Annotated in this window: 18 protein-coding genes and 1 pseudogene; 9 read left to right on the top strand and 10 right to left on the bottom strand. The window is 70.6% G+C overall.

What is annotated here, in order from left to right:
• The first annotated feature begins 1 nt into the window (after position 1).
• On the top strand, positions 2-1,591 hold the full coding sequence (locus AC07PF_RS07225; RefSeq protein WP_494611344.1) for a gamma-glutamyltransferase family protein: 1,590 nt from the start codon (positions 2-4) through the stop codon (positions 1,589-1,591).
• 3 nt (positions 1,592-1,594) lie between these two features.
• On the opposite strand, the gene AC07PF_RS07230 is transcribed toward AC07PF_RS07225, so the two are convergent.
• Positions 1,595-2,497, bottom strand: a complete 903-nt coding sequence (locus AC07PF_RS07230) for a LysR family transcriptional regulator (protein WP_494611345.1) — start codon at positions 2,495-2,497, stop codon at positions 1,595-1,597.
• A gap of 129 nt (positions 2,498-2,626) precedes the next feature.
• Here AC07PF_RS07230 and AC07PF_RS07235 point away from each other — a divergent pair, with 129 nt between their 5' ends.
• Both AC07PF_RS07235 and AC07PF_RS07240 read left to right on the top strand, forming a co-directional pair.
• Complete coding sequence (locus tag AC07PF_RS07235) at positions 2,627-4,243, top strand: FAD-dependent monooxygenase (RefSeq protein ID WP_494611346.1); 1,617 nt, start codon at positions 2,627-2,629, stop codon at positions 4,241-4,243.
• 53 nt (positions 4,244-4,296) lie between these two features.
• Complete coding sequence (locus AC07PF_RS07240; protein ID WP_494611347.1) at positions 4,297-5,268, top strand: Bug family tripartite tricarboxylate transporter substrate binding protein; 972 nt, start codon at positions 4,297-4,299, stop codon at positions 5,266-5,268.
• Positions 5,269-5,312: 44 nt separating this feature from the next.
• Here the strand turns inward: AC07PF_RS07240 and AC07PF_RS07245 are convergent, their stop codons facing one another.
• Positions 5,313-5,738: a hotdog fold thioesterase gene (locus tag AC07PF_RS07245; protein ID WP_184855097.1), complete on the bottom strand. Its 426-nt coding sequence runs from the start codon at positions 5,736-5,738 to the stop codon at positions 5,313-5,315.
• A 164-nt stretch (positions 5,739-5,902) separates the two neighbouring features.
• On the opposite strand from AC07PF_RS07245, the gene AC07PF_RS07250 reads away from it, so the two are divergent.
• A complete protein-coding gene (locus tag AC07PF_RS07250; RefSeq protein ID WP_494611348.1) occupies positions 5,903-6,646 on the top strand; it encodes a zf-TFIIB domain-containing protein in 744 nt (247 codons plus the stop codon).
• 9 nt (positions 6,647-6,655) lie between these two features.
• Here AC07PF_RS07250 and ubiM read toward each other — a convergent pair.
• The 4 genes and pseudogenes from ubiM to AC07PF_RS07270 all read right to left on the bottom strand — a co-directional run bounded on the left by ubiM (position 6,656) and on the right by AC07PF_RS07270 (position 10,245).
• A pseudogene (gene ubiM / locus AC07PF_RS07255) lies at positions 6,656-7,923 on the bottom strand (5-demethoxyubiquinol-8 5-hydroxylase UbiM).
• Positions 7,924-8,002: 79 nt separating this feature from the next.
• Positions 8,003-8,440: a hypothetical protein gene (locus AC07PF_RS07260; RefSeq protein ID WP_007855977.1), complete on the bottom strand. Its 438-nt coding sequence runs from the start codon at positions 8,438-8,440 to the stop codon at positions 8,003-8,005.
• A 59-nt stretch (positions 8,441-8,499) separates the two neighbouring features.
• A complete protein-coding gene (locus tag AC07PF_RS07265; protein ID WP_494611349.1) occupies positions 8,500-9,393 on the bottom strand; it encodes an alpha/beta fold hydrolase in 894 nt (297 codons plus the stop codon).
• 246 nt (positions 9,394-9,639) lie between these two features.
• The gene (locus tag AC07PF_RS07270) at positions 9,640-10,245 is read right to left on the bottom strand and encodes a TetR/AcrR family transcriptional regulator (protein WP_007855974.1); all 606 of its coding nucleotides are present in this window, start codon (positions 10,243-10,245) and stop codon (positions 9,640-9,642) included.
• 160 nt (positions 10,246-10,405) lie between these two features.
• Here AC07PF_RS07270 and AC07PF_RS07275 point away from each other — a divergent pair, with 160 nt between their 5' ends.
• Positions 10,406-10,645 (top strand): DUF6139 family protein, encoded by a 240-nt coding sequence (locus AC07PF_RS07275; RefSeq protein ID WP_007855973.1) that lies wholly within the window; start codon positions 10,406-10,408, stop codon positions 10,643-10,645.
• A gap of 48 nt (positions 10,646-10,693) precedes the next feature.
• Here the strand turns inward: AC07PF_RS07275 and AC07PF_RS07280 are convergent, their stop codons facing one another.
• Positions 10,694-13,057, bottom strand: a complete 2,364-nt coding sequence (locus AC07PF_RS07280) for a right-handed parallel beta-helix repeat-containing protein (RefSeq protein WP_494611350.1) — start codon at positions 13,055-13,057, stop codon at positions 10,694-10,696.
• Between the two features lie 217 nt (positions 13,058-13,274).
• Between AC07PF_RS07280 and AC07PF_RS07285 the strand changes: the two genes are divergently transcribed.
• Positions 13,275-15,347, top strand: a complete 2,073-nt coding sequence (locus AC07PF_RS07285; protein WP_494611351.1) for an acetoacetate--CoA ligase — start codon at positions 13,275-13,277, stop codon at positions 15,345-15,347.
• Positions 15,348-15,443: 96 nt separating this feature from the next.
• Here the strand turns inward: AC07PF_RS07285 and AC07PF_RS07290 are convergent, their stop codons facing one another.
• The gene (locus AC07PF_RS07290; protein ID WP_494611352.1) at positions 15,444-16,451 is read right to left on the bottom strand and encodes a Bug family tripartite tricarboxylate transporter substrate binding protein; all 1,008 of its coding nucleotides are present in this window, start codon (positions 16,449-16,451) and stop codon (positions 15,444-15,446) included.
• Positions 16,452-16,497: 46 nt separating this feature from the next.
• Positions 16,498-18,372, bottom strand: coding sequence for an acyl-CoA synthetase (locus tag AC07PF_RS07295; protein WP_494611353.1), 1,875 nt, complete (start codon positions 18,370-18,372; stop codon positions 16,498-16,500).
• A gap of 416 nt (positions 18,373-18,788) precedes the next feature.
• Here AC07PF_RS07295 and pssA point away from each other — a divergent pair, with 416 nt between their 5' ends.
• Both pssA and AC07PF_RS07305 read left to right on the top strand, forming a co-directional pair.
• Positions 18,789-19,418: a CDP-diacylglycerol--serine O-phosphatidyltransferase gene (gene pssA, locus AC07PF_RS07300; RefSeq protein ID WP_007855955.1), complete on the top strand. Its 630-nt coding sequence runs from the start codon at positions 18,789-18,791 to the stop codon at positions 19,416-19,418.
• Positions 19,418-19,786, top strand: coding sequence for a hypothetical protein (locus AC07PF_RS07305; protein WP_494611355.1), 369 nt, complete (start codon positions 19,418-19,420; stop codon positions 19,784-19,786). Before pssA ends, AC07PF_RS07305 begins: the two co-directional genes overlap by 1 nt.
• 3 nt (positions 19,787-19,789) lie before the next feature.
• Here the strand turns inward: AC07PF_RS07305 and AC07PF_RS07310 are convergent, their stop codons facing one another.
• On the bottom strand, positions 19,790-20,713 hold the full coding sequence (locus tag AC07PF_RS07310; protein ID WP_494611356.1) for a DMT family transporter: 924 nt from the start codon (positions 20,711-20,713) through the stop codon (positions 19,790-19,792).
• 151 nt (positions 20,714-20,864) lie between these two features.
• On the opposite strand from AC07PF_RS07310, the gene minC reads away from it, so the two are divergent.
• The gene (minC, locus tag AC07PF_RS07315) at positions 20,865-21,698 is read left to right on the top strand and encodes a septum site-determining protein MinC (protein ID WP_007855952.1); all 834 of its coding nucleotides are present in this window, start codon (positions 20,865-20,867) and stop codon (positions 21,696-21,698) included.

Genomic DNA, 21,698 nt, shown 5'->3' on the forward strand with positions numbered 1-21,698 from the left:
GATGTTGCACAGCCTGCAAAGCCGCGGTGGCATGGTCACCGCTCCCCACCACCTGGCTGCACAGGCCGGCGCTGCCGTGCTGCGCGAGGGCGGCAACGCGGTCGAGGCCATGGTCGCGACAGCCGCCGCCATCGCGGTGGTCTACCCGCACATGAACGGCCTGGGCGGCGATGGCTTCTGGCTCATCCACACGCCGGGCACGGCGGCGCCGGTCGCAGTGCGCGCCTGCGGCGGCGCGGCGCAGGCGGCGGATGCGGCCTTCTACCAGGCGCATGGAGACGCGGCCATCCCCACGCGCGGACCGCGCGCGGCGCTCACCGTGGCCGGTGCCATCGGCGGCTGGGCCGAGGCCCTGGAAGTGGCCCGCGCCTGGGGCGGCAAGCCGCTGCCGCTGGCGCGCCTGCTCGAAGACGCCATCCGCCATGCGCGCGAGGGCATGCCCATCACCACCTCCCAGGTCGAGCTGACGCGTGCCAAGTGGGCCGAGCTCGAACATGTGCCCGGCTTTGCCGCCGCCTTTGCACCCGAGGGCCAGCCGCACCGCGGCGACACCCTGCGCCAGCCGCGCATTGCGGCCACGCTGCAGCGCCTGGCCGAGGCCGGGCTGCACGACTTCTACCGCGGCGACCTGGCGCGCAGCATGGCGCGCGACCTGCAGGCCCTGGGCAGCCCGCTGGCGCTGGCCGACCTGGAGGGCTGGCACGCCGCGCAGGTGGCACCGCTGTCGGTGCAGCTGTCGGCCGGCAGTGTGTTCAACCAGCCGCCGCCCACGCAGGGCGTGTCCTCGCTGGCCATCCTGGGCATGTTCGACCGCCTGGGCGTGGGCCAGGCCGAGGGCTTCGACCATGTGCATGGCCTGGTGGAATCGACCAAGCGGGCCTTCGCCTGGCGCAACCGGCATGTGGGCGACCCCGCGTACATGCGCGCCGACCCGATGGCTTTTCTGCAGGCCAGCTCCCTTGATGCCGAGGCCGCGCGCATCGACAAGGCCCGCGCCGCGCCCTGGCCCGAGCCCACGGAGCCCGGAGACACGGTGTGGATGGGCGCCGCCGATGCCCACGGCAATGTCGTCAGCTACATCCAGAGCATCTACTGGGAGTTCGGCAGCGGCATCGTGCTGCCCGAGACCGGCCTGCACTGGCAGAACCGCGGCGCTTCGTTCACCCTGGGCGCCGGGCCCAACCAGCTGGAGCCCGGGCGCCTGCCGTTCCATACCCTGAACCCGGCGCTGGCGCACCTCAAGGATGGGCGCGTGCTGGCCTACGGCACCATGGGCGGCGAGGGCCAGCCGCAGACCCAGGCGGCGGTGTTCACGCGCCACGTGCTCTTCGGCCAGGACATGCAGGCCGCGGTGACCGCGCCGCGCTGGCTGCTGGGCCGCACCTGGGGCGACCAGTCCACCAACCTCAAGCTCGAATCGCGCGTGGACCCGGCCCTGGTGGATGCCTTGCGTGCCGCCGGCCACGATGTGCAGGTGGTGGGCGCCTTCGACGACATGATGGGCCATGCCGGGGCGGTGGCCTTCCATCCCGACGGGCGCATCGAGGGCGCGACCGACCCACGCGCCGACGGGATCTGCGCCGGGGTCTGATGCCTAGGCTGGCGGCTGCGCCACCCGGTGCGCCTCGCGCCGCAGCATGTCGCAGAAGTACCCGGCCGCGGGCGTCAGCGGCATGCCGCCGCGCGTCACCAGGCAGATCGGTGGTGCGGGGATCAGCTCGCGCACCGGGATCTGCTGCACCAGCCCGAGCAGGGGGGATTGCGTCCACTGGATCGGCAGGACCATGAGCAGGTCGGAATAGACCATGGACGTGAGGAAGGTCAGGGTGGAGTGCGAGCTCATCACCAGCCGCGGCGGCGGCAGGCCGTGCTGGCGGAACAGCGGGCCGATCTCCTCCTCGGCCTTGTGGGTCACCGAGCTGGTGATCCACTCCGCACCGGCCAGCTCCTTCAGGGAGCGGGCGCCGGCCAGCGGATGCCCCTTGCGCCCGACGACCACGCGGGTGTTGTCGAACAGCCTCTCCACCGCCAGCCCCGCCGCCGTGTCCGCGGGCGCGGGGCCGGCGTAGAAGTCCAGGCTGCCGTCGAGCAGGCGCGCTTCGACGCGCGGGTACACCGCGTCCATGATGTCCAGCCGCACCTCGGGGTAGCGCTGGCGGAAGGCGCGCAGCGCCCCCGGGTAGAGCGCCAGGTGCGGCACGCTGGACATGGCGATGGCCAGGCGGCCGTGCACCTGCCCGCGCAGCTGGTCGATCTCCTCGCGCGCACGGCGCACGTCCTCCACCACCGAGCGGGCACGGCGCAGGAACACCTCGCCCATGGGCGTGAGCGACACGCCGCGGCTGTTGCGCTCGAACAGCGGCACGCCCAGGTCCTTCTCCAGCTCCTGGATGCTGTGGCTCAGGGCGGCCTGGGCGCTGCCCAGGTGGCGCGCCGCGCCGCGCAGGCTGCCACGCTCGGCCACGGCCAGGAAGTCGCGCAGGGCATTGAATTTCATGAACGCTCCAAGGCTGCTGGGTGATCGCAAATTTCGATCAGTGTGCGAATTTTGCCGTCTTTCGCAGACGCGGGCCACTGCCTACGATCGCCCCATGCCCTTGATCCAGATCCCGAAAAAAGTCCCGCCATGCAATCCGTCCAGGTCCTGATCGTCGGTGCCGGCCCCGTGGGCCTGGCGCTCGCCATAGAACTCGGCCACCGCGGCATCCGCTGCCTGCTGGTGGAACGCAACGACCGCGTGGGCTACGCCCCGCGCGCCAAGACCACCAATGTGCGCACCCGCGAGCACCTGCGCCGCTGGGGCATCGCCGACCAGCTGCGCGCCGCATCGCCGCTGGGCATGGACTACCCCTCCAACGTGGTCTTCGTCACCCGCCTGGCCGGGCCCGAGCTCACCCGCTTCGAGAACGCGATGTATTGCGCGCCGGGACGCAACCCGCTGTACTCCGAACATGCGCAGTGGATTCCGCAGTACACGGTGGAAGAGGTGCTGCGTGCCCATGCCCAATCGCTGCCCGGCGTGGAGCTGCGCTTCAACTGCGAGCTCGGCGGCTTCGACCAGGACGAAGAGGGCGTCGAGGTCCACCTGCACGACCGGGTGGGCGACACCGACTTCTGCGTGCGCGCCGACTATGTGGTGGGAGCCGACGGCGCGCGCAGCAAGGTGCGCGAACTCATCGGTGCGCGCATGGAGGGCACCTACGGCCTCTCGCGCAACTACAACATCGTGTTTCGCGCCCCGGGCCTGGCCCAGGCGCACCGCCATGGCCCGGCCATCATGTACTGGCAGGTCAACACCGAGCTGCCCAGCCTCATCGGGCCCATGGACCGGGGCGACACCTGGTTCTTCATGCCCACCCGGGTGCCCGAGGGCGTGAAGCTGTCGGACCTGGACGCCGCCGCCCTGATCCGCCAGGCCACCGGCCTGGACCTGCCCTACGAGTTGCTGAGCAGCGACGAGTGGGTGGCCAGCCGCCTGATTGCCGACCGCTACAGCGACCGCCGCGTGTTCCTGGCCGGGGATGCCTGCCACCTGCATCCGCCGTTTGGCGGCTACGGCATGAACATGGGCGTGGCCGACGGGGTCGACCTGGGCTGGAAGCTCGCTGCCCGGCTGCAGGGCTGGGGCGGCGATGCCCTGCTGGCCAGCTACGAGGCCGAGCGCCGGCCGGTGCACGAGTGGGTGATGGCCGAGGCCGAGGCCAACCACGCGGTGCTGGGCAACCAGCTGTCCGCCGCAGGCGTGGAGGACGACACGCCCGAAGGTCGGCGCCTGCGCGCGGAGATCGGCGTGCGCATCCAGGCCACCAAGATGCGCGAGTTCGCCACCCTGGGGGTGGTGCTGGGCTACCGCTACGAGGATTCGCCGGTCACCGTGCCCGATGGCACGGCAGCGCCGGCCCGTGACTTCATCAACTACGTGCCCACCTCGCGCCCGGGCAGCCTGGCCCCGCATGCCTGGCTGCACGACGGCAGCTCCCTGTACGACCTGTTCGGCCCGGGCTTCACCCTGCTCGCCGCGCCGCAGGCCGACAGGGCCGAGCTGGAACGCATCCGGCTGCAGTGCGCGGCCGCCCGGCTGCCGCTCAAGGTGCTGCAGTGCGAGGAGGGCGGTGTTGCCAGCCTCTACCCCACGCGCTACACCCTGGTCCGGCCGGACCAGCATGTGGCCTGGCGCGGCGACGACTGGCCCGAGGACGGCCGGGGCCTGTTGGACCGCGTGACCGGGCGCGCCCCGGGGTAGCAGCAATCCAAGAATTCCACCAGGTCAGCCATCAAAAAAAACGGAGACAAGACATGCCACCCATCACCCGCCGCGCCGCCGGCCTCCTGGCCCTGGCGGCACCCTTTGCCACCTGGGCACAGCCTGCGCCGGGCCTGCCCGTGCGCATCACCACCGTGTTCCCCACCGGCAGCGGGCCCGACGTGGTGGCACGCATCGTGGGCGAGAAGCTGCAGGCCCGCTGGGGCCGGGCCGTGGTCATCGATGCCAAGCCCGGCGGCGCCGGCATGGTGGCCATCAACGGCGTGAAGGGCGCCGCGCCGAATGGCAGCGAGCTGGTGGTGGTGGACGTTGGCAACCTGTCCATCAACCCCCTGATCTTCAAGAAGCTCTCGTACGACCCCGACAAGGACCTGGTGCCGGTGGCCGTGCTGTACAAGACGGCGTTCTTCATCGCCGTGGGGGCGTCCAGCCCTTACAGGAGCGTGCAGGAGCTGATGGCGGCGGCCGCCGACAAGCGCAAGCCGCTGACCTACGGCTCCAACGCCGTGGGCGGGCCGATCCACCTGCATTCCGAGCGCCTGGCGCATGCCGCCGGCGTGGAGATGGTGCACGTGCCCTTCAAGGAGACCAGCCAGCTCTATGCGGCGGTGGCCATGGGCGAGGTGGACTGGGCCTTCGGCAGCATCGCCAGTGCCGGCCCGCTGGTGCGCGGCGGCAAGCTGCGCCTGCTGGCCGTGGCAGACAGCGCGAAGTCGCCGGCCATGCCCGAGGTGCCCACGCTGGAGGCCGCCGGCGGCCCCAAGGGCCTGCATGCCTCGACCTGGGTGGCCCTGATGGCGCCGCGCGGCACGCAAGCGGCCACGGCCGCCGACATCAACAAGGCCGTGAACGAGGCGCTGGCCCTCCCCGACGTGAGAGACAAGTTCGCGAACTTCGGCTTCGTCCCGAGCCCGGGTCCGGTGCAGCAGGTGGTGGACCTCACGCAGGAAGACCGCACCCGCTACGCCGAGGTGGTCAAGCGCGTGAAGCTTTCCGTCGACTGAGGCAGAACGGCCGTCCGGGCGCCGGCCCAGGCCAGGGGCCGGGGTCAGCGCGGCGCCAGGATGGCCATGGTGATGCGCGACACGCAGGTCATCTCGCCCGCGTCGTTGACCATGTCGATCTGCCACACATGCGTGGTGCGGCCGATGTGCACCGGGCGGGCCGTGCCTGTCACCCAGCCGCTCTGGGTGGAGCGCAGGTGGTTGGCGTTGATATCGAGGCCCACGGCGCGGTAACCCTCGGGGCAGGCGTGGGCCGCGCCCACCGAGCCCAGGGTCTCGGCCAGCACCACGCTCACGCCACCGTGCAGCAGGCCGTAGGGCTGGTGGGTGCGCTCGTCCACGGGCACGCGGCCGCGCACGAAATCGTCGCCGACCTCCAGGAACTCGATGCCCAGGTGCGGCACGGCCGTGCGCAGGCTGTGGTGGGTGAGCGATTCGACGGTGATGGGTTTCTTCCAGATGGCAGGCATCGTTCTTTTCTTTCTCGCAAAGGGTGAGCAGGGCCCCTTGGTGGTTGGCAGATGAGCCTGCCATTGTGCTTCGGTTCAAGCGCCCGGGCCCTGGGCCGCGTCGCCTGCGGGTCAGCCGGCCGGCGCGCTACCATGACCGCATCCCGCCGGCTTTTCCTTTGTCCATGCAGCACCTCCCTTCCTGCCCCTCCTGCCGCCAGCCCATGCAAGAGCACCGGTTCGCCACCAACCTGGGCGGCGAACTGGCGCTCGACATCTGCTTTCCCTGCCAGGGCATCTGGTTCGACCGGCACGAGAACCTCAAGCTGGCGCCCGCGGCGGTGGTGGAGCTGTTCAAGCTGCTGCACGAGCACCGCACCGACGAGCGGCGCCCCCTGCAGAACAGCATGGCCTGCCCGCGCTGCGTGCGCCCGCTCGCGCACGGTTTCGACCTGGTGCGCAGCGGCCGCTACGTCCTGTACCGCTGCGCCAGCCAGCATGGCCGCTTCAGCACCTTTTCGTCCTTCATGGTGGAAAAGGGCTTCGTGCGCCACATGACCCAGCCTGAGGTGGCGGACCTCGCCCAGCGCGTCGGCGCCATCTACTGCACCAGCTGCGGCGCCCCCGTGGACATCCGCAAGGACCACGCCTGCCCCTACTGCCGCGCAGCGTTCTCGCTCATCGATCCGGAGGCCGTGAAGCGCGCTCTGGAAGGCTACGCCCAGGCCGGGCAGCGCGCCGCCCAGCTGCACCCGCCGCAGCGCACCGACCTGGCCGATGCGCTGGTGTCGCTGGAGCGCGACCGCACGCGCGCCGAGCGTGAGCGGCAGAAGGAGCGCTTCAGCAGTGCCGGCGCGACCGAGGCGAGCGTGACCGGTGATCTGCTGGTCGCCGGCGTGGCGCTGGTCTGGGGCATGCTCAGCGCTTAGGACACCCTCTCAGTCCCAGGGGCGCAGCGTGCTCCGGTGGGCATGTGGGGAAGCGCCCAGGGGCCCGGTGAGCTGCCCCACGATGGCTGCCCGCAGCGGTGGCAGGCGCCGTGCCAGCTGCAGCACCCCCTGGCGCAGCAGGCGTGGCACAGGCCGGGCGTCGGTGTAGAGCCGCACGATGGCGTTCGTTCCCTGGTACATCGGCCAGGCATGGCGGTGGTGCTCGCTCGCATAGCGGGCCAGTGCCGCGGTATGGCCGGTGTCATGCCCCTGGTGGCGGCCTGCCACCAGGGCGGCCACCAGGCGCTCCACGCCCGCCAGCCCGAGGTTGAGCCGTGCGCCGTCACCGGGTGCATGCCCACGGCGGCATCGCCCAGCAGCGCACAGCGTGGGCCCGCAAAGCGCCGGGCATACACTCCCACCAGCGGGTAGGCATGGCGCTCGCCTTCCAGTTCCATGGCCCCCAGCCGCTGCTGGAACTGGGCCTGCACCTGCGCAGCAAAGGCCTCGGGTGGCAGGGCCATCAGCGCCGCGGCATCAGCCGCCCCGGCCGTGACCACCACCGAGCAGGCGGCCCGGCCATCGGCGGCATCGGCCAGGGGCAGGATGGCCAGCGTGCGCGCGTAGCCAAAGCATTCGTGGGCTGTGCCGCCATGGGGCTGTGCGTGCCGCATGCGGCAGACGATGACGGTGCGGCCGAAGTCCGTGATGTCCGCCCCGATGCCGAGCTGGCGCCGCGTGACCGAAAAGCGGCTGTCGGCCGCCACCAGCAGGGGCGCCTGCAAGCGCAGCGTTTGCGAAGCCGTCGTGCCCTCGGCCGGGCCCAGCGTGCAGTCGAGTTCGGCATGCTCGACCCCGGTGGCGACCCGCGTCACCTGCGCGCCGGCGAGGATGCGCACGCCCGCGGTGCGCGCAGCCACGGCGTGGGCGGTGCGCCGCAGCGCGTGGTTGGAGACGATGGCGCCCAGCGCCTGGGCGCCGCCGGTGTGCAGCCGCAGGGGGCCGTGGCGGCCCAGGGGGCCATCGTGCACCTGGGCCTCGCGGATCGTGCCGCGCTCGTGCGCCTGCAGGCCGGCCCAGGTGCCCAGGCGCTGCAGCGTGGCCACGCTGGGGTGCGTGAGCGCGATCTCGCGGCCATCGGGTGCCGGGTCGGCCAGCGCCGCCCCGGGCTGCTGCTCCACCACGGTGGCGCTGAAGCCGGCCTGCGCCAGCGCGATGGCGAGCGAAAGCCCGGCGGGGCCGGCGCCCACGATGAGAACGTCACTTCGGGAGGTCATGGCAACAGGGTGTGAACGCACCCGCTGCGGGTGCGTCCCCATTGTGCTGCCCTGGTGCCAGCAGGGGCTTTGCCGTGGGTCAAGCCTTGCGGGACTTGGCCGAGGCCCTGGCCGGCTTTTTCTTCTTGCCAGCGCCCGATTTGCCGCCGCCGCGCAGGTGCAGCACCCAGGCCACCAGCAGCCACAGGCAGGACAGCGGCACCGAATACGCCGCCATCGCAGCCAGCGACAGCGGTGGCGCCGTGATGGAGCGCGGGTTGGCAATGGTCTGCAACAGCTGGCGCGTACCGTCGCCCAGCACCGGCGTGCCCTGCACGCCGCCCGTGCGCGACATGCGCGCGGCCATGAAGAGCATGAACTCCATGAGCAGCGCCCCGATCAGGAAACAGGCCACCAGGGCCAGCAGCTGCAGGAAGGCGCGGCGATCACCCCGGGCGAGAAAGAAAATGGCGGACAACACGACCAAGGCGAGCAGCACCCAGACCAGGATGGGCCAGGCAGAGATGAGCAGGGGCATCGGGAATTCGGGTCGGCAGGAACAGGCTGCCGATCATAGGCCTGGCGCCCGGGGCGGCATCAAGCCTGTATGAAATCCGCCACGGCGTTCAGCACGGCCTCGTCCTGCAGCAGCTTGCGGTGGCCCAGCCCGTCGGTGGCCAGCAGTTGCGCGCCCGCAATGTGGTCGCGGTAGGCCTCACCGTCGGCAAAGCGGTTGATGCGGTCGCCCCGGTCGTGCACGACCAGGGTCGGCTGGGCGATGCGCGGCCCCACGGCCTGGGGTTCGAACTGGGGCATGAGGATGCCCTCGCGCGCCTCGATGCGCCGCTCCATCGCGGCGCGCGTGGTCTCGCTCAGGCCGAACACCTGTGCGAACAGCCGTGTGTACTCGCGTGGCGAGGCGGGCGGCGCCAGCAGCACCAGCCGGGCGGCCGGCAGGCCCCGGCTCGCGGCATGGGCCGCCGCGTTGGCGGCCAGCGAATGGGCCACCACGGCTGCCAGCGTGTTGCCGCGGGCCTGCAGGCGCGCCGTGGCGTACTCGATGGCGCGGGCGAACTGCGGCAGGTTGCTCACGCGCCCCCGGCTGCCGCCGTGCGCGGGCAGGTCCACGAGCACGGGGTGCATGCCGCGCGCGGCCAGCGCATCGGCCAGGGGCAACATGTGCCGCGCATGCCCGCCCCAGCCATGGGACAACAGCACCACCGGGCCCTTGGTAGGCAGGTCGCTGCGGGTGTAGAGCGTGATCTCGGCGTCCTCGAAGGGCCAGCGCTCGGCCTGCCAGCCGGCGGCCACCAGGGCCTGGTGGCCCGGCTTGCGCAAGGGCAGGGGCGTGCCGAAGAGGCGGTAGGCGGTGCGCACGGCGAGCCGGGGCCACAGGTGCTGCGCCGTGCCCAGTGCCAGGCGCACCAGGCGCATGCCGGCATGGGCGCCGTAGAAGTTCGAGGTGGCCTGCACGGCGGTGGACTGGCTCATGGTGGGGCTCCGTAGGGGGGTGGAAGGGTTCCAGAGAGGGAGAGGCGCGTGCGGTCAGTAGAAGACCCAGTCGCGGTTGCTGCGCGGAAGGCGGGCCAGGGTCTGGCGCACCGCATGCAAGGCGCCTGCGAGGGCCGCGGCAGCGGCAAGTCCGACAAGGATCAGCATGGTGTTTTCCTTTCTTCGCACGGTTGTGCGAAATTTGGGCGAACAAGAAGCAAGGGTTCCATGGCGCGCAAAGGGGGTTTAGGCGGTCTGGTAACTCTTGACGAGGCGCGCCCACGACGCCTCGGTGCGTTGCGCCGCCTGCGGATCACGCAGGAAGCGCACGTCGTGGAGCAGGCCCATGACCATGGCGTAGATCTCTGCCACCAACTGGTCGGCCGGGGTGTCTGCGGGCAGGTGCCCGGCCTCGATGGCCTGCAGCACGGTGCGGCGCAGGGCGGCGCGCCAGCGCGTGATCTCGGTGTGCAGCAGGTCGCGCAGCTCGCCTTCGCGGTCGTCGAGTTCGAAGGCGCCGGCGACGTAGATGCAGCCCGTGAAGGCCTCCACGTCGCGCGTGCGCGCAATCCAGCGGCGCACGATATCGTTCAGGCGGGGCAGGCCCTTGGGCTGCTGCATGGCGGGCACGAACACCTGGGCCAGGAAGCCGCGGCCGTACTCCTCGATCACGGCCTTCTGCAGCGCCTCGCGCGAACCGGCGCGCGAGAACACGCCGCTCTTGGACAGGCCCACGCGGTCGGCCACGGCCTGCAGGGTGATGGACTCCAGCCCGTCGGCCGCAGCCACGTCCAGCGCGGCGCCGATGATGGCGGCGCGCGTGAGCTCGGCTTTCTGGGTCTTGGCGTCCATGGCGCTAATTTAGCACATGTGTGCGAAAAATCAAGGCGATGGGTTTCTGCAGGTTTTCCCGGCCCGCGCCAAGGCCCTGATGCCAGCGGGAGTTTTTCCTACGGCGCCTTTTCGCCATGGGCAGTAGAGTGGCTTCTTTGTAACCGCCAAAGGACCAACCATGCGCGTGGACATCTACCGTCGGGCCGAAGCTGAGGGCCGTTTCACCCACCTGGCCGTGCCGGAAGGAAAGCGAATTCCGGAAGAAGCGACCAATACGGACTGGGACACCGAGGTGAAAGGCCAGGACCTGGACGAAGATGCCGACCGCTGGGACCACTACGGAATCGTCAAGCCAGGCGCTCAGCTGCAGGAAAAAGGCTACGCCATCACCGGCCTGCACGAGCCCGAAGGCGGCTGACCACCTCGGCCGCCGCGATCAAACGGGGCCGCAGGCGACCCCGTGGCGTCAGTACTGGTGCCCGCGCTGGGTGCGGCGGGCGTCGCCTGCCGGCAGTCCGGTGGTCGGCCCGGAGCCGGTCAGCACGCTGGTGGGGCCCACGCTGCTGCCCGATGCCGCCGTGTCCTGGCCGTAGGTGCCTTGCCACACCGACCATGCCATGTCGTTGCCCGTGCACTCGCTGTCCTTGAAGGCCAGGGGGGCCGTGCTTTCGATCCAGTTGGCGCGGGCCGCCAGCTGCGTGGCCAGGCCGGCTGGCCGGCTCTGGCACGACAGGCCGCCATAGGCCGGCGTGCTGCCGCTGCTGAGGATGTTGTGGCTGATGCGCGTGCCCGAACTCGTGGGGTTGAACGGCCCCCAGCTCAGGGCGATGCGCTGGTTGACGACCGTGTTGTGGTGCACGTCGTGGTCGCGCATGGAGCAGGTGCTCTGGAAGCACTGCGTTCCGAGCAGGATCCCGGCGTTCACCAGCAGGTTGTGGTGGATGTGCACGCCCACCGAATTGTCCTGCGCCGACACCTGGATGCCCGAGGTGGTGCGGTTGGCGGCCGAGAACTCGATGTAGTTCTCGCGGTAGGTGTTGTTCTGCGAATTGTCCTTGTCGTGGAAGCCGCCATTGACCTTGCCCAGGCGCAGCTGGTTGTTCTCGACGAGCGATTCGCCGGCATCGAAGAAGGTGGTGGCATAGCCTGCACCCACGTAGGTGCCGAAGTCGTTGTCCTGCACCAGGAACTGGTGGCGCCAGGCGGGGCCCGTGTCGCCCCAGCCATGGATGAAGGCGGGGTTCTCGCTCAGGGTGGGGCCTTCCTCCCCGTTGACGAAGCGCACGTGGCGCACCACCAGCCCTGCCTTGCTCGGGTCGCTCACGATGCCGTACTGCTTGACGTTGGCGATGTCCACGCCCTCGATGCGCGGTGCCGGTGCGGTGGAGGAGGCCACGGAAATGGTGTCCACCCTGTTCATGTCCAGCGTGGCCACCTCGTCGGGGTAGGCGAGGATCTGCTTGGCCTTGTTGTCCAGCAGCCGCAAGGGGCCGCTCAGGTAGGTGCCCTGGCGCAGCACGAGGGCCTGGCCCGCGGTGCTGCGTGCCAGGGCATAGGCGAGCGTCCTGTAGGGCGCTGCGCGCGTGCCCCGGCCACTGGTGTCCTGTCCATCCGGAGCGACGAATGCAAAGCGCGAGGCCGCCGTGTCGACGGTGAAGCTGCGCACCAGCGTCTGCGGCGTGCTGCCACTGTCCTTGATTTCCAGCGTGATGGTGTAGCTGCCCTCGGCAGGCGGCGTGAAGCGCACCGTGCCGCGCCGGAAGTCGAGCGACAGGTCGGCACTGCTCTGCGCCACGCCATTGCGCGTGAAGCCCTGCAGGCGGTACTCATAGGGAAAGGTGCCGCCCACCACGCCGGGCCGGCTTTCGTAGGCGATGCCCGGGTAGGCCAGCTCGCGCAGCGCAAAGCCCACGGCCAGCGGCTTGCGGGGCTCGGTGTCGGGCATGGTGAGGTGGGCGCCAGCGGTGTGCACGCAGCGCACGAAGACCGGAGCGCCGTCGGCCGGTACGGTGGCCGGGGCGGACTCCGACACGGCGCAGCGCTGCCCGGTGGGCTGGGCCGTGACGCGCAGGTCCAGCGGGGCACCCGCTGCCGCCTGGGGCGCGAAGCGGTAGGGCTCGTTCAGGGTGGCGCTCAATGTGGCCGTGCCGTGGCCGAGCTGCAGTGTGCGGCCGAGGCCCAGCCCCTGTACGCGCACGTTCAGGGCGACCAGATTTCCCGACGGCGCGGGGTTGGGTGCTGTACCCCCGCCGCCCGCACCGGGCGCGGCGGTATCGCATGGGTCGCGCAGGGGCTCGTCGCCCGCGATCTGCGCCACCACGCCGAAGCGCTGGCGCGCCAGCAGGTCGGCAAAACTCTGGGCCCCGCTGGCGCCATAGCCCACGAACACCGTGAGCCCGGGCAGGGCCGCGGCGGAGCGCAGGCCAGGTTCGGTGACCGCCACCTCCAGCATGTCCACGCCTGCGCCCTGGCTGCGCTGGGGATGGCGCACCGCGTTGCCGGCCACGGGCACCACGCCGATCGAGGGGGGCAGCACCACCCACTGCCCCTGGCCGTTCTGGAAAGCCCATTGCCCCTGGTAGTGCGCGCCCTTGTAGATGTCGAAGAGCCCATCGGGGCTTTCAGCGCTGAAATCCAGCTGGGCCCGGGCGACGAAGCCCCGGTCCTTGTGGAAGCAGGTGCTGGCGCCCGACACGGCGGGTGGCAGCGGGCTGAGCGCCTGGGCGCTGCCCGCGCAGGCCAGGCCCAGCAAGGCCGCGATGGCCCAGGGCGTACAGTGCGGCGGGCGCACAGCGGTGCCCCCAGCCGTCCAGGTGTTCTTCATGTCCATCCCCCCTCGCTCCTGGCGATGCATTTGTTGTGGTGCCACGGGGCTCTCCCGGGCGACACCGAGTATTTCCGAGCGGTTGTCGTACCTCGCAAGGGTTTTCCCGAGAAAATGTGTCCGTCTGTGGTGCGCGCGGGAAGGTGGACCGCGCCGCCCGGGTGTCAATCCGGGGACGGCGCCCGATGGCAGGCCTGCGCCAGCGCTGGTACGCTGCGTCGCCATGGAGACAACCAACAACACCCCCCCGTTCATTCCCCAGATCCGCCTGTACCAGGACTGGCTGCGCGACCAGCGCGGCCTGGCCTTCGACAGCTACGACGCGCTGTGGCGCTGGTCCACGACCGAGCTCGATGCCTTCTGGCACAGCGTCTGGGACTACTTCGAGATCGAGTCGCCCACGCCGCCCACGGTGGCGCTGGCCAGGAACACCATGCCGGGGGCCGAGTGGTTCCCGGGCGTGCAGCTCAACTATGCGCGCCAGGCGCTGCGCCATGTGCAGGCAGCCTATGCCGCCGGCTTGCCGGCCATCGTCAGCCGCAACGAAAAAGGCCAGCACCGCGAGCTGGACTGGCCCGAGCTGCGCCGCCAGGTGGCCGCGCTGGCGCTCCACCTCAAGGCCCAGGGCGTGCAGCCCGGCGACCGCGTGGCCGCCTACCTGCCCAACATCCCCGAGGCCATGGTGGCCCTGCTGGCCACGGTGAGCATTGGCGCGGTGTGGAGCATCTGTGCCCCCGACATGGGCACGAACGCCGTGCTCGACCGCTTCCGCCAGATCGAGCCCACGGTGCTGATCGGCGTGGACGGCATCACCTACGGCGGGCGCGACCACGACCGCATGGGCGTGCTCAGCGAGTTGCGCGCGGCCCTGCCCAGCGTGCAGCACGCCATCCTGGTGCCCAACCTCGCTGCGGATGCGGCGCTGGCCGGCTGGTCCGACTGGGCGGCCGACGTGGCCGCCAGCGGGCCGGCGGTGGATGCCTTCGAGCCCGCCTGGATGCCCTTCGACCACCCGCTGTGGATCGTCTATTCCAGCGGCACCACGGGCCTGCCCAAGCCCATCGTGCACGGCCATGGCGGCATGGTGCTGGTGGCGCTGCAGCTCAAGGTACTGCACAACGACATCGGCTGCAGCTACGAGGCCAACAGCCTCGGCGAGCGCTACCACTGGTACAGCTCCACCGGCTGGGTGATGTGGAACGCCCAGGCCAGCGGCCTGCTGTCGGGCACCACCTGCGTGATCTACGACGGCAACCCGGGCGGCAGCAAGGACCGGCCCGACTGGGGCACCTTGTGGCGCTTTGCGGCCGAGACCGGCGTCACCTTCTTCGGTGCGGGTGCGGCGTTCTTTGCCAACTGCATGAAGTCGGGGCTGGACCTGGCCGCCTGCGGCGACCTGTCGCGCGTGCGCGCCCTGGGCACCACGGGCTCGCCGCTCTCGCCCGAGGTGCAGGCCTGGGGCACGGCGCAGTTCGAGCGCATCGGCACCCCGGACATCTGGTGGAACAACATCTCGGGCGGCACGGACTTCTGCGGCGCCTTCATCGGCGGCCACCGCGAGATGCCCCAGGTGCCCGGCGAAATGCAGTGCCGCATGCTGGGCGCGGCCGTGGAATCGTGGAACGCCCAGGGCGAACCCGTGAAGGACGAGGTGGGCGAGCTGGTCTGCGTGCAGCCCATCCCCTCCATGCCGCTGTACCTGTGGAACGACACCAACGGCGAACGCTACCTGTCGAGCTATTTCGACATGTACCCGCCCGGCCATGGCCGCCGCCCCGGCGGCGGCGACACGGGGCCCGAGGCCGGCGCCGTCTGGCGCCATGGCGACTGGCTCAAGATCGACGGTGCCAGCGGTGGCTGCACCATCTACGGCCGCTCGGACGCCACCATCAACCGCCACGGCCTGCGCATGGGCACGAGCGAGATCTACAGCGCCGTGGAGGCCCTGCCCGAGGTGCTGGACAGCATGGTCGTCGACCTCGAGCACCTGGGCCGCGAAAGCTACATGCCGCTGTTCGTGGTGCTGCGCGAGGGCGTGGCGCTCGACGAGGCCACGCGCCAGCGCCTGAACGGCGCCGTGCGCACCGCTCTGAGCCCGCGCTTCGTGCCCGACGACATCTTCCAGGTGCCCGAGATCCCGCGCACCCTGAGCGGCAAGAAGCAGGAACTGCCCATCAAGAAACTCCTGCTGGGCCAGCCCATCGAGAAGGTCGTCAACAAGGACGCCATGGCCAACCCGGGTTGCCTGGACTGGTATGTGGCGTTTGCCAACCAGCGGGCCGCCAAGGGGGTGTGAAACTGGCGCGACCTGGGCCAGCACCCCCGTGCAAGGGCCGCCCCGCCGCGCTGGGGGTGTCCCCCTGAGGGGGATGACGCGAAGCGGCTCAGGGGGTTAGTCCAGCTTTGCGCCGGATTGCTTGATCAAACGCTCCCACACCGGCCGCTCCTTCATGTACGCGGCCTTGAACTCGGCCGGTGAGGAGTTGGTGCGGGCCTCGAAGCCCATGCCCGCGATGCGCTGGGCCACGTCGGGCAGCTGCACGGCCTTGCGCACCTCGGCGGCCAGGCGCTCCAGGATGGCCGGCGGCGTGCCCGCCGGCGCGGCAAAGGCCAGCCAACCCGCCACGCGGTAGGCCTCGTCGGTCATGCCCTGCTCGGCCAGCGTGGGCACGTTGGGCAGGATGCCCATGCGCCGCTCGCCGGTCACGCCCAGCGCCTTGAGCTTGCCGGCATCGATGTGCGGCTTGGCGACCAGGGCACTCGCGTAGGCCATCTGGATCTGGCCGCCGATCAAATCCTGCACCATGGGCGCCTCGCCGCGGTAGGCCACATGGCTCATGTCGGCGTTCTGCGTGAGGCTCATGTAGGCCCCCGCCAGGTGCGGGTAGGCGCCCGTGCCGTAGGAGCCATAGGCCACCTTGCCCTTGTTGGCGGCGGCGTACTTGAGCAGCTCGGGGCCGGTGGCCACGGGCACGCTGGGGTGGGCCACCAGCACCAGCGGGGCGATGGTGATCTGGTAGACCAGGGCCAGGTCGCGCTGCGGGTCGTACGGCAGCTTCTCGTAGAGGAACTGGTTGGTCAGCAGCGAATTGCTCAGGCCCAGCACGATGGTGTAGCCATCGGGTGCGGCCTTGGCCACTGCATCGGTGCCGATGATGCCTGCCGCGCCGGGCTTGTTGTCGATGACCAGGGGCTGGCCCAGGCCGGCCGCCATCTTCTCGGCCAGCACGCGGGCCAGCACGTCGGTGGCGCCGCCCGGCGCAAAGGGCACGACCACCTTGATCGGCTTGGCAGGGTAGGCCGGCTGCTGGGCCTGGGCGGCCATGCCGGCGAGGGAGGCGACGGCGAGCGCGGCCGCGCCGAGCCAGGTGCGGCGTTGAAGGGTCTGGAAAGTTCGCATGGTGGTTTGTCTCCTGGAATCGTTATGGGTCTTGGGGGTAAAAGACTCAGGCACCGGGCGCTGACAGCACCACCTGCACCTGGATGGGCAGGGGCGCCAGCACCTGGCGCAGGCGGTCTGCGAGGGCTGGTGCGCCGCCGTCGACCGCCACGCGCACGGCGCTTTCGCCTTCTGCCTGCACGCTGGGGCGCGTGGTGGCGCCGAGTTCGGTGCACACGCCGTCGACCAGCGCCTGCACCGTCCGGCAGGCGGCCTGCAGGCGCAGGGCGGGCTTGTAGATCTTGCCCACATTGGTCACGGGCATGGTCTCCAGCACGGTCAGCGTGCGCGGGCGCGACACGGCCTCGTCCACGCCCGCGCAGACGAAGTCCAGCAGCTCGGCCTCGCTGGCCTGGGCGCCCGGCACCAGCGTGGCGAAGACCACGGGCAGCTCGCCCGCATAGGCATCAGGGGCCCCCACGGCGGCGCACAGCTGCACGGCGGGGTGGGCGCCCAGGGCGTCCTCGATCACCTTCGGGTCGATGTTGTGGCCGCTGCGGATGATGAGGTCCTTGGAGCGCCCGCTCAGGTGCAGGCGGCCTTCGGCATCGACGAAACCCAGGTCGCCCGTGGCCAGCCAGCCATCGGCCGTGAAGGCCCGGGCCGTGTCGGCGGCATCGAGAAAGCCCGAGAACAGGTTGGGCGAGTGGAACAGCACCATGCCCGGCTGGCCGGGCGGCATCTCCTGGTCCGAGGCATTGCCGTGCGCGTCGAGCGCCACGATGCGCAGCCGCGTGTAGGGCAGGCGCCAGCCCACGCAGCCTGCGGGCGCGTTCACGCCCGGTGGCGTGATGGTGGAGATGCCGGCCATCTCCGTCATGCCCAGGCTCTCGTGCACATGCAGGCCGAACAGGCGCTCAAAGCGCGCCGCCAGCTCGGGCGCCAGCACCGCTGCACCGGTGCGGCAGTAACGCAGGCCCGAGATGTCCGCACCATCGAGTGGCACATTGGCCAGCGCCGCCAGCACCGTGGGCACGGCCGACAGGTAGGTGCAGCGGTAGCGCTCGGCCAGGCGCCAGTAGTTGGCGATCACCTGGCGGTTGCGGAACAGCCCGGTGGTCGGGATGATGGTCTCCACCCCGGCCGACAGTGCCGCCAGCGCGCCCGGCAGCACGCCCGCCACGTGGAACAGGGGGTAGCCGTTGATGCCGGCGTCCTCGGGTCGGATGCCCTGCATCTGCACACAGGCCCAGGCCGTGAACACCTGCGCGCCATGGCTGTGGCGCGCGAGCTTGGGGGCGCCCGTGGTGCCCCCGGTATGGAAGTAGGCCGCGATGTCACCGGCCGCGATGCGCCGCCCGCTCACCAGCCGGTCGTCGGGTTGGGCGCTGCGGCTGGCAAAGTCGATCACGCCGTCGGGCAGCGGGCCGGCAGCGCCTGGTGCCTCGCCGTGCGGGGCCACGCGCAGCACGGTGCGCAGGGTCGGCACCTGGCTGCGCAGGCCCATGGCCTTGGTCCAGAAGCCCGAATCGCCGTCCTCGCCATAGGCGATCAGCACCTTGGCGCGGGCCAAGGTCATCATGGAGGCGAGCTTCTCGGGCGTGAGCAGCGGGTTGAGCGGCTGCACGATGGCGGCCGCCTCGCCGCCCCACAGGGCCAGGTGGTATTCCAGGCAGCCGGGCAGCAGCACGGCCACGGCATCCTGCGGGCCCACGCCCAGGTCGTGCAGCAGGTTGGCCGTCTGGTGGATGCCAGCGAGCAACTGCGCGTACGACCAGCGCATGGGTTCATCCGCCGGGTCGGCGGTGGGCAGAAAGCTCAGCGCCGTCTTGTCGCCAAAGGCATGGGCCGAGTTGCAGAAGATCTCGTAGGTGCTCTGCACCGGCAGCGCCTGGGCCAGTGGCAGCGCCTCCAGGCGCTCCACGTCCTGCAGGCTGCGCACCGGAAACGCGGGGGCGAAGGGGGCCGACAGGGGCGGGCGTGCGCGCGCGCCGCCGGTGCCAAGGGGGGCCGCCGTCATGGAGCGGGGGCCCCCGCGGCGACAGGGGTGGGGCAGGGCGAGAGTGCGCTCCCGGCAGTGTGCATGGTTTGTCTCCTGGCAAATCGGGCCCATCCTGGGAACCAGGTGGGCCGATCATTGTTGGTGCGCGATGATTTTTTGACAATTGCACAAAACCATGGACACACTGTTCAAAAACATTGACAGTGAGCAAAGCCATCGCGCGGGGCCTTGGCTGAATGCGCCTGCTGCCGGTGCCACCCCATCCGCGCGGGGAGTGTGCCTACAGAAGGCGGTGCGCGCCGCCGCCCATAATGTGGCGTCACCACTTTCCCTGGCGCGACCGGTGCGCTCCTGACATGACCACTCCCCAAACCCATCCCAAGCGCTTTTCGATGATCCGCGAGTTCCACCTGGCCGACTGGTTCACGCTGGGCAACGCGGTGTGCGGCGTCGGGGCGCTGTTCTCGGCCATGACCTACCTGGGCACGCGCGACGTGCTGCACATCTACTTTGCCGCCGCCCTGGTGCTGGCGGCGCTGGTCTTCGACGTGCTCGACGGGCGCATCGCGCGCTGGCGCCAGAAGAGCTCGGCCATGGGGCGCGAGCTCGATTCGCTGGCCGACGTGATCTCGTTCGGCGTGGCGCCTGCCATCATTGCCTATGGCTGCGGCATGCAGGGCCTGTACGACCGCGTGGTGCTGGCCTACTTCGTGGCCTGCGGCGTCTCGCGCCTGGCGCGCTACAACGTCACGGCCGAGTCGCTCTCGGGTGACGACGGCAAGGTCCGCTACTTCGAGGGCACGCCCATCCCGACCTCCATCGTGCTCGTGGCCCTGATGGCCCTGGCAGGGTACATGGGTGCCCTGGGCGAGAACCTGTGGTTCGGCAAGGTGCTGATCGGCGGCTTCACCTTGCACCCGCTGGTGCTGGTGTTTGCGGCTTCCGGCTCGCTGATGATCAGCCGCATCCGTATCCCTAAGTTCTGATGGCGAAGGCCCCCCGCAAGGGGAAGGAGGCGCCGTCCACCGGCCTAGACCCTGAAGCGCGGGCATCGAGCGTGCGCTGGGCTTTGTTGTTGTCGGCGGTTGCCGTCTTGGCCGCGAGCACAGGGAGGCTCAGGATTTCCCCGGGTCGGGGCCGCACCCTGGTCGTGCTGAGCGGTGGTCCCCTGTTGCTCATGCTGGGGGCCCTGGCCTGCGGAGTGCTGGCCTTGGCTTCCAGGGTCGTGCAGAGCCTGCATCAAGGCGCCAATGCCCGGGAGTACGAATCCTTCCGGTGGCTGGTGCTGTGGCTGGGCGTTGCGTTCGCCGTTTCCTCGCTGATCGCGCACCTTTACCTGGGCGTGCGGGGATAGTGGTCAGGCCGCCGCCGGCTTGCGATTGACCAGCACAATTCCCACCGCCACCAGCCCCAGGGCCACCAGCAGCCCCGGGGTCACGGGTTCGCCCAGCCACCAGGCGCCGAACAGCAGGGCGAAGACCGGGGTCAGGAAGACGAACACCGAGATGCGCGTGGCCGGGTAGTGGGCCAGCATCCACATCCAGGCCAGGTAGCTCACGAAGGCGCCCACCAGGGCCTGCACCAGCAGCGATCCCCAGGCGAAGCCGCTGAAGTGCCAGGTCCAGGTCTCGCCCAGCACCAGGGACAGGAGGGGCAGCACGGCAGCGCTCACGCCCACCTGGTAGAGCAGCTGCTTGGCCGGGGCGACGCGCGCCAATGGCGTGGTGCGGATCACCACCGTGGTCAGCGCCCACATCAGGCCCGAGGCCACGCCCAGCAGGTCGCCGAGCCAGGCCAGGGGCATGGCGGCGTTGGCCGGGCCCAGCATGCCGTCACCCAAGGCCAGCGCCACGCCCACGAAGGCGGCAGCCAGGCCCAGCCACTGCCAGCCGCGCAGCCGCTCGCTGGGGATGAAGCGCGGCAGCAGCAGGGCCACCCAGAATGGCGCCCCGTACAGGAACACCGTGAGCCGCGAGGCGCTGGTGTACTGCAGCCCCAGGTAGATGCAGGCGAACTCGCCGGCGAACAAGGCGCCGGCCAGCAGCCCGGCGCGCAGCGCGCCCGCGGGCTCGCCACGGCTGGACAGGGGCACGCCGCGCCACAGGCACCAGGCGGCAATGGCCAGCGCCGCCAGCACGAAGCGCACCGAGGACTGGAACACCGGGGCCACCTCGGCCACGGTGGCCTTCACCAGCACCTGCTGGAAGCCCCAGAACATGCAGCAGGCGAGCAGCAGGCCGATGGCCAGGGAATCGAGGTGGGTCTTGCGGGCAATGGGCATCGGCCGATTATGGAAGGGGCGTGCCCAGGCCGCAGGGCAGCGCCCGGCCGCGGCCTGAAACGTCGCGAGACAAGGCCTCTTTGGGCCCACGGTACACTTTGCGGCTGGCGATACCGGCTTTCGGGCGCTTTCTTCACCCAACTCCGTTGACATGGCCTTTTCCACGGCGGCCCAGGTCCGCACCCGCTTCGATCTCAAGAGCGCTTCGCTGTCCGTGGTGGCGGTGCTGCTCAAGACCACCGATGCCGCCCAGTTCGCCGCCGAACTGGCCGAGCGTGTGGCCGATGCACCGGGGTTCTTCGACAACGACCCGGTGCTGATCGACCTGGCGCTGGTGCGCGAGGCCGAGGAGTCCATCGACTTCGCGGCCATCGTCGCGGTGCTGCGCGAGCACCGCACCCTGCCCGTGGCGGTGCGTGGCGGCAGCCCGGCCCAGATGGACGCCGCGCGCGCGGTGGGGCTGGCGGCGGTGCCCGATGCGCCGGCGGCCCGTGCCGAGACGGCAGCTGCCCCGGAACAGGAGCCCGAACCGGACCCGGAGGCGCAGGTCCAGGTGCAGGAGGTCATCCGCGAGGTGGTGCACGAGGTCGAGGTGGTGCGCGAAGTGCCCGTGGCCGGCCCCGGCACCATGGTCATCGACAAGCCGCTGCGTTCGGGCCAGCAGGTCTATGCGCGCGGCTGCGACCTGGTGGTGCTGGCCATGGTCAGCTTCGGTGCCGAGGTGATCGCCGACGGCAACATCCACGTGTATGCCCCGCTGCGCGGGCGCGCCATTGCCGGCGCGCGCGGCAACACCGAGGCACGCATCTTTTCCACCTGCATGGAGCCGCAACTGGTGTCCATTGCAGGCATCTACCGCACCACGGAGACCGCCCTGCCCGATGAGGTCGCGGGCAGGCCGGCCCAGGTGCGCCTGGAAGGCGAGAAGCTCTTCATCGAGCCGCTGCGCAATCCCGTACGTATCAACCCCAGAGAGATCCAATAA

Source organism: Acidovorax sp. GW821-FHT10A04, from assembly GCF_059415825.1.

Coding starts and splice junctions, on each gene's coding strand:
- AC07PF_RS07225 (WP_494611344.1), top strand. CDS start 2: ATGTTGCACAGCCTGCAAAGCCGCGGTGGCATGGTCACCGCTCCCCAC.
- AC07PF_RS07230 (WP_494611345.1), bottom strand. CDS start 2,497: ATGAAATTCAATGCCCTGCGCGACTTCCTGGCCGTGGCCGAGCGTGGC.
- AC07PF_RS07235 (WP_494611346.1), top strand. CDS start 2,627: ATGCAATCCGTCCAGGTCCTGATCGTCGGTGCCGGCCCCGTGGGCCTG.
- AC07PF_RS07240 (WP_494611347.1), top strand. CDS start 4,297: ATGCCACCCATCACCCGCCGCGCCGCCGGCCTCCTGGCCCTGGCGGCA.
- AC07PF_RS07245 (WP_184855097.1), bottom strand. CDS start 5,738: ATGCCTGCCATCTGGAAGAAACCCATCACCGTCGAATCGCTCACCCAC.
- AC07PF_RS07250 (WP_494611348.1), top strand. CDS start 5,903: ATGCAGCACCTCCCTTCCTGCCCCTCCTGCCGCCAGCCCATGCAAGAG.
- AC07PF_RS07260 (WP_007855977.1), bottom strand. CDS start 8,440: ATGCCCCTGCTCATCTCTGCCTGGCCCATCCTGGTCTGGGTGCTGCTC.
- AC07PF_RS07265 (WP_494611349.1), bottom strand. CDS start 9,393: ATGAGCCAGTCCACCGCCGTGCAGGCCACCTCGAACTTCTACGGCGCC.
- AC07PF_RS07270 (WP_007855974.1), bottom strand. CDS start 10,245: ATGGACGCCAAGACCCAGAAAGCCGAGCTCACGCGCGCCGCCATCATC.
- AC07PF_RS07275 (WP_007855973.1), top strand. CDS start 10,406: ATGCGCGTGGACATCTACCGTCGGGCCGAAGCTGAGGGCCGTTTCACC.
- AC07PF_RS07280 (WP_494611350.1), bottom strand. CDS start 13,057: ATGGACATGAAGAACACCTGGACGGCTGGGGGCACCGCTGTGCGCCCG.
- AC07PF_RS07285 (WP_494611351.1), top strand. CDS start 13,275: ATGGAGACAACCAACAACACCCCCCCGTTCATTCCCCAGATCCGCCTG.
- AC07PF_RS07290 (WP_494611352.1), bottom strand. CDS start 16,451: ATGCGAACTTTCCAGACCCTTCAACGCCGCACCTGGCTCGGCGCGGCC.
- pssA (WP_007855955.1), top strand. CDS start 18,789: ATGACCACTCCCCAAACCCATCCCAAGCGCTTTTCGATGATCCGCGAG.
- AC07PF_RS07305 (WP_494611355.1), top strand. CDS start 19,418: ATGGCGAAGGCCCCCCGCAAGGGGAAGGAGGCGCCGTCCACCGGCCTA.
- AC07PF_RS07310 (WP_494611356.1), bottom strand. CDS start 20,713: ATGCCCATTGCCCGCAAGACCCACCTCGATTCCCTGGCCATCGGCCTG.
- minC (WP_007855952.1), top strand. CDS start 20,865: ATGGCCTTTTCCACGGCGGCCCAGGTCCGCACCCGCTTCGATCTCAAG.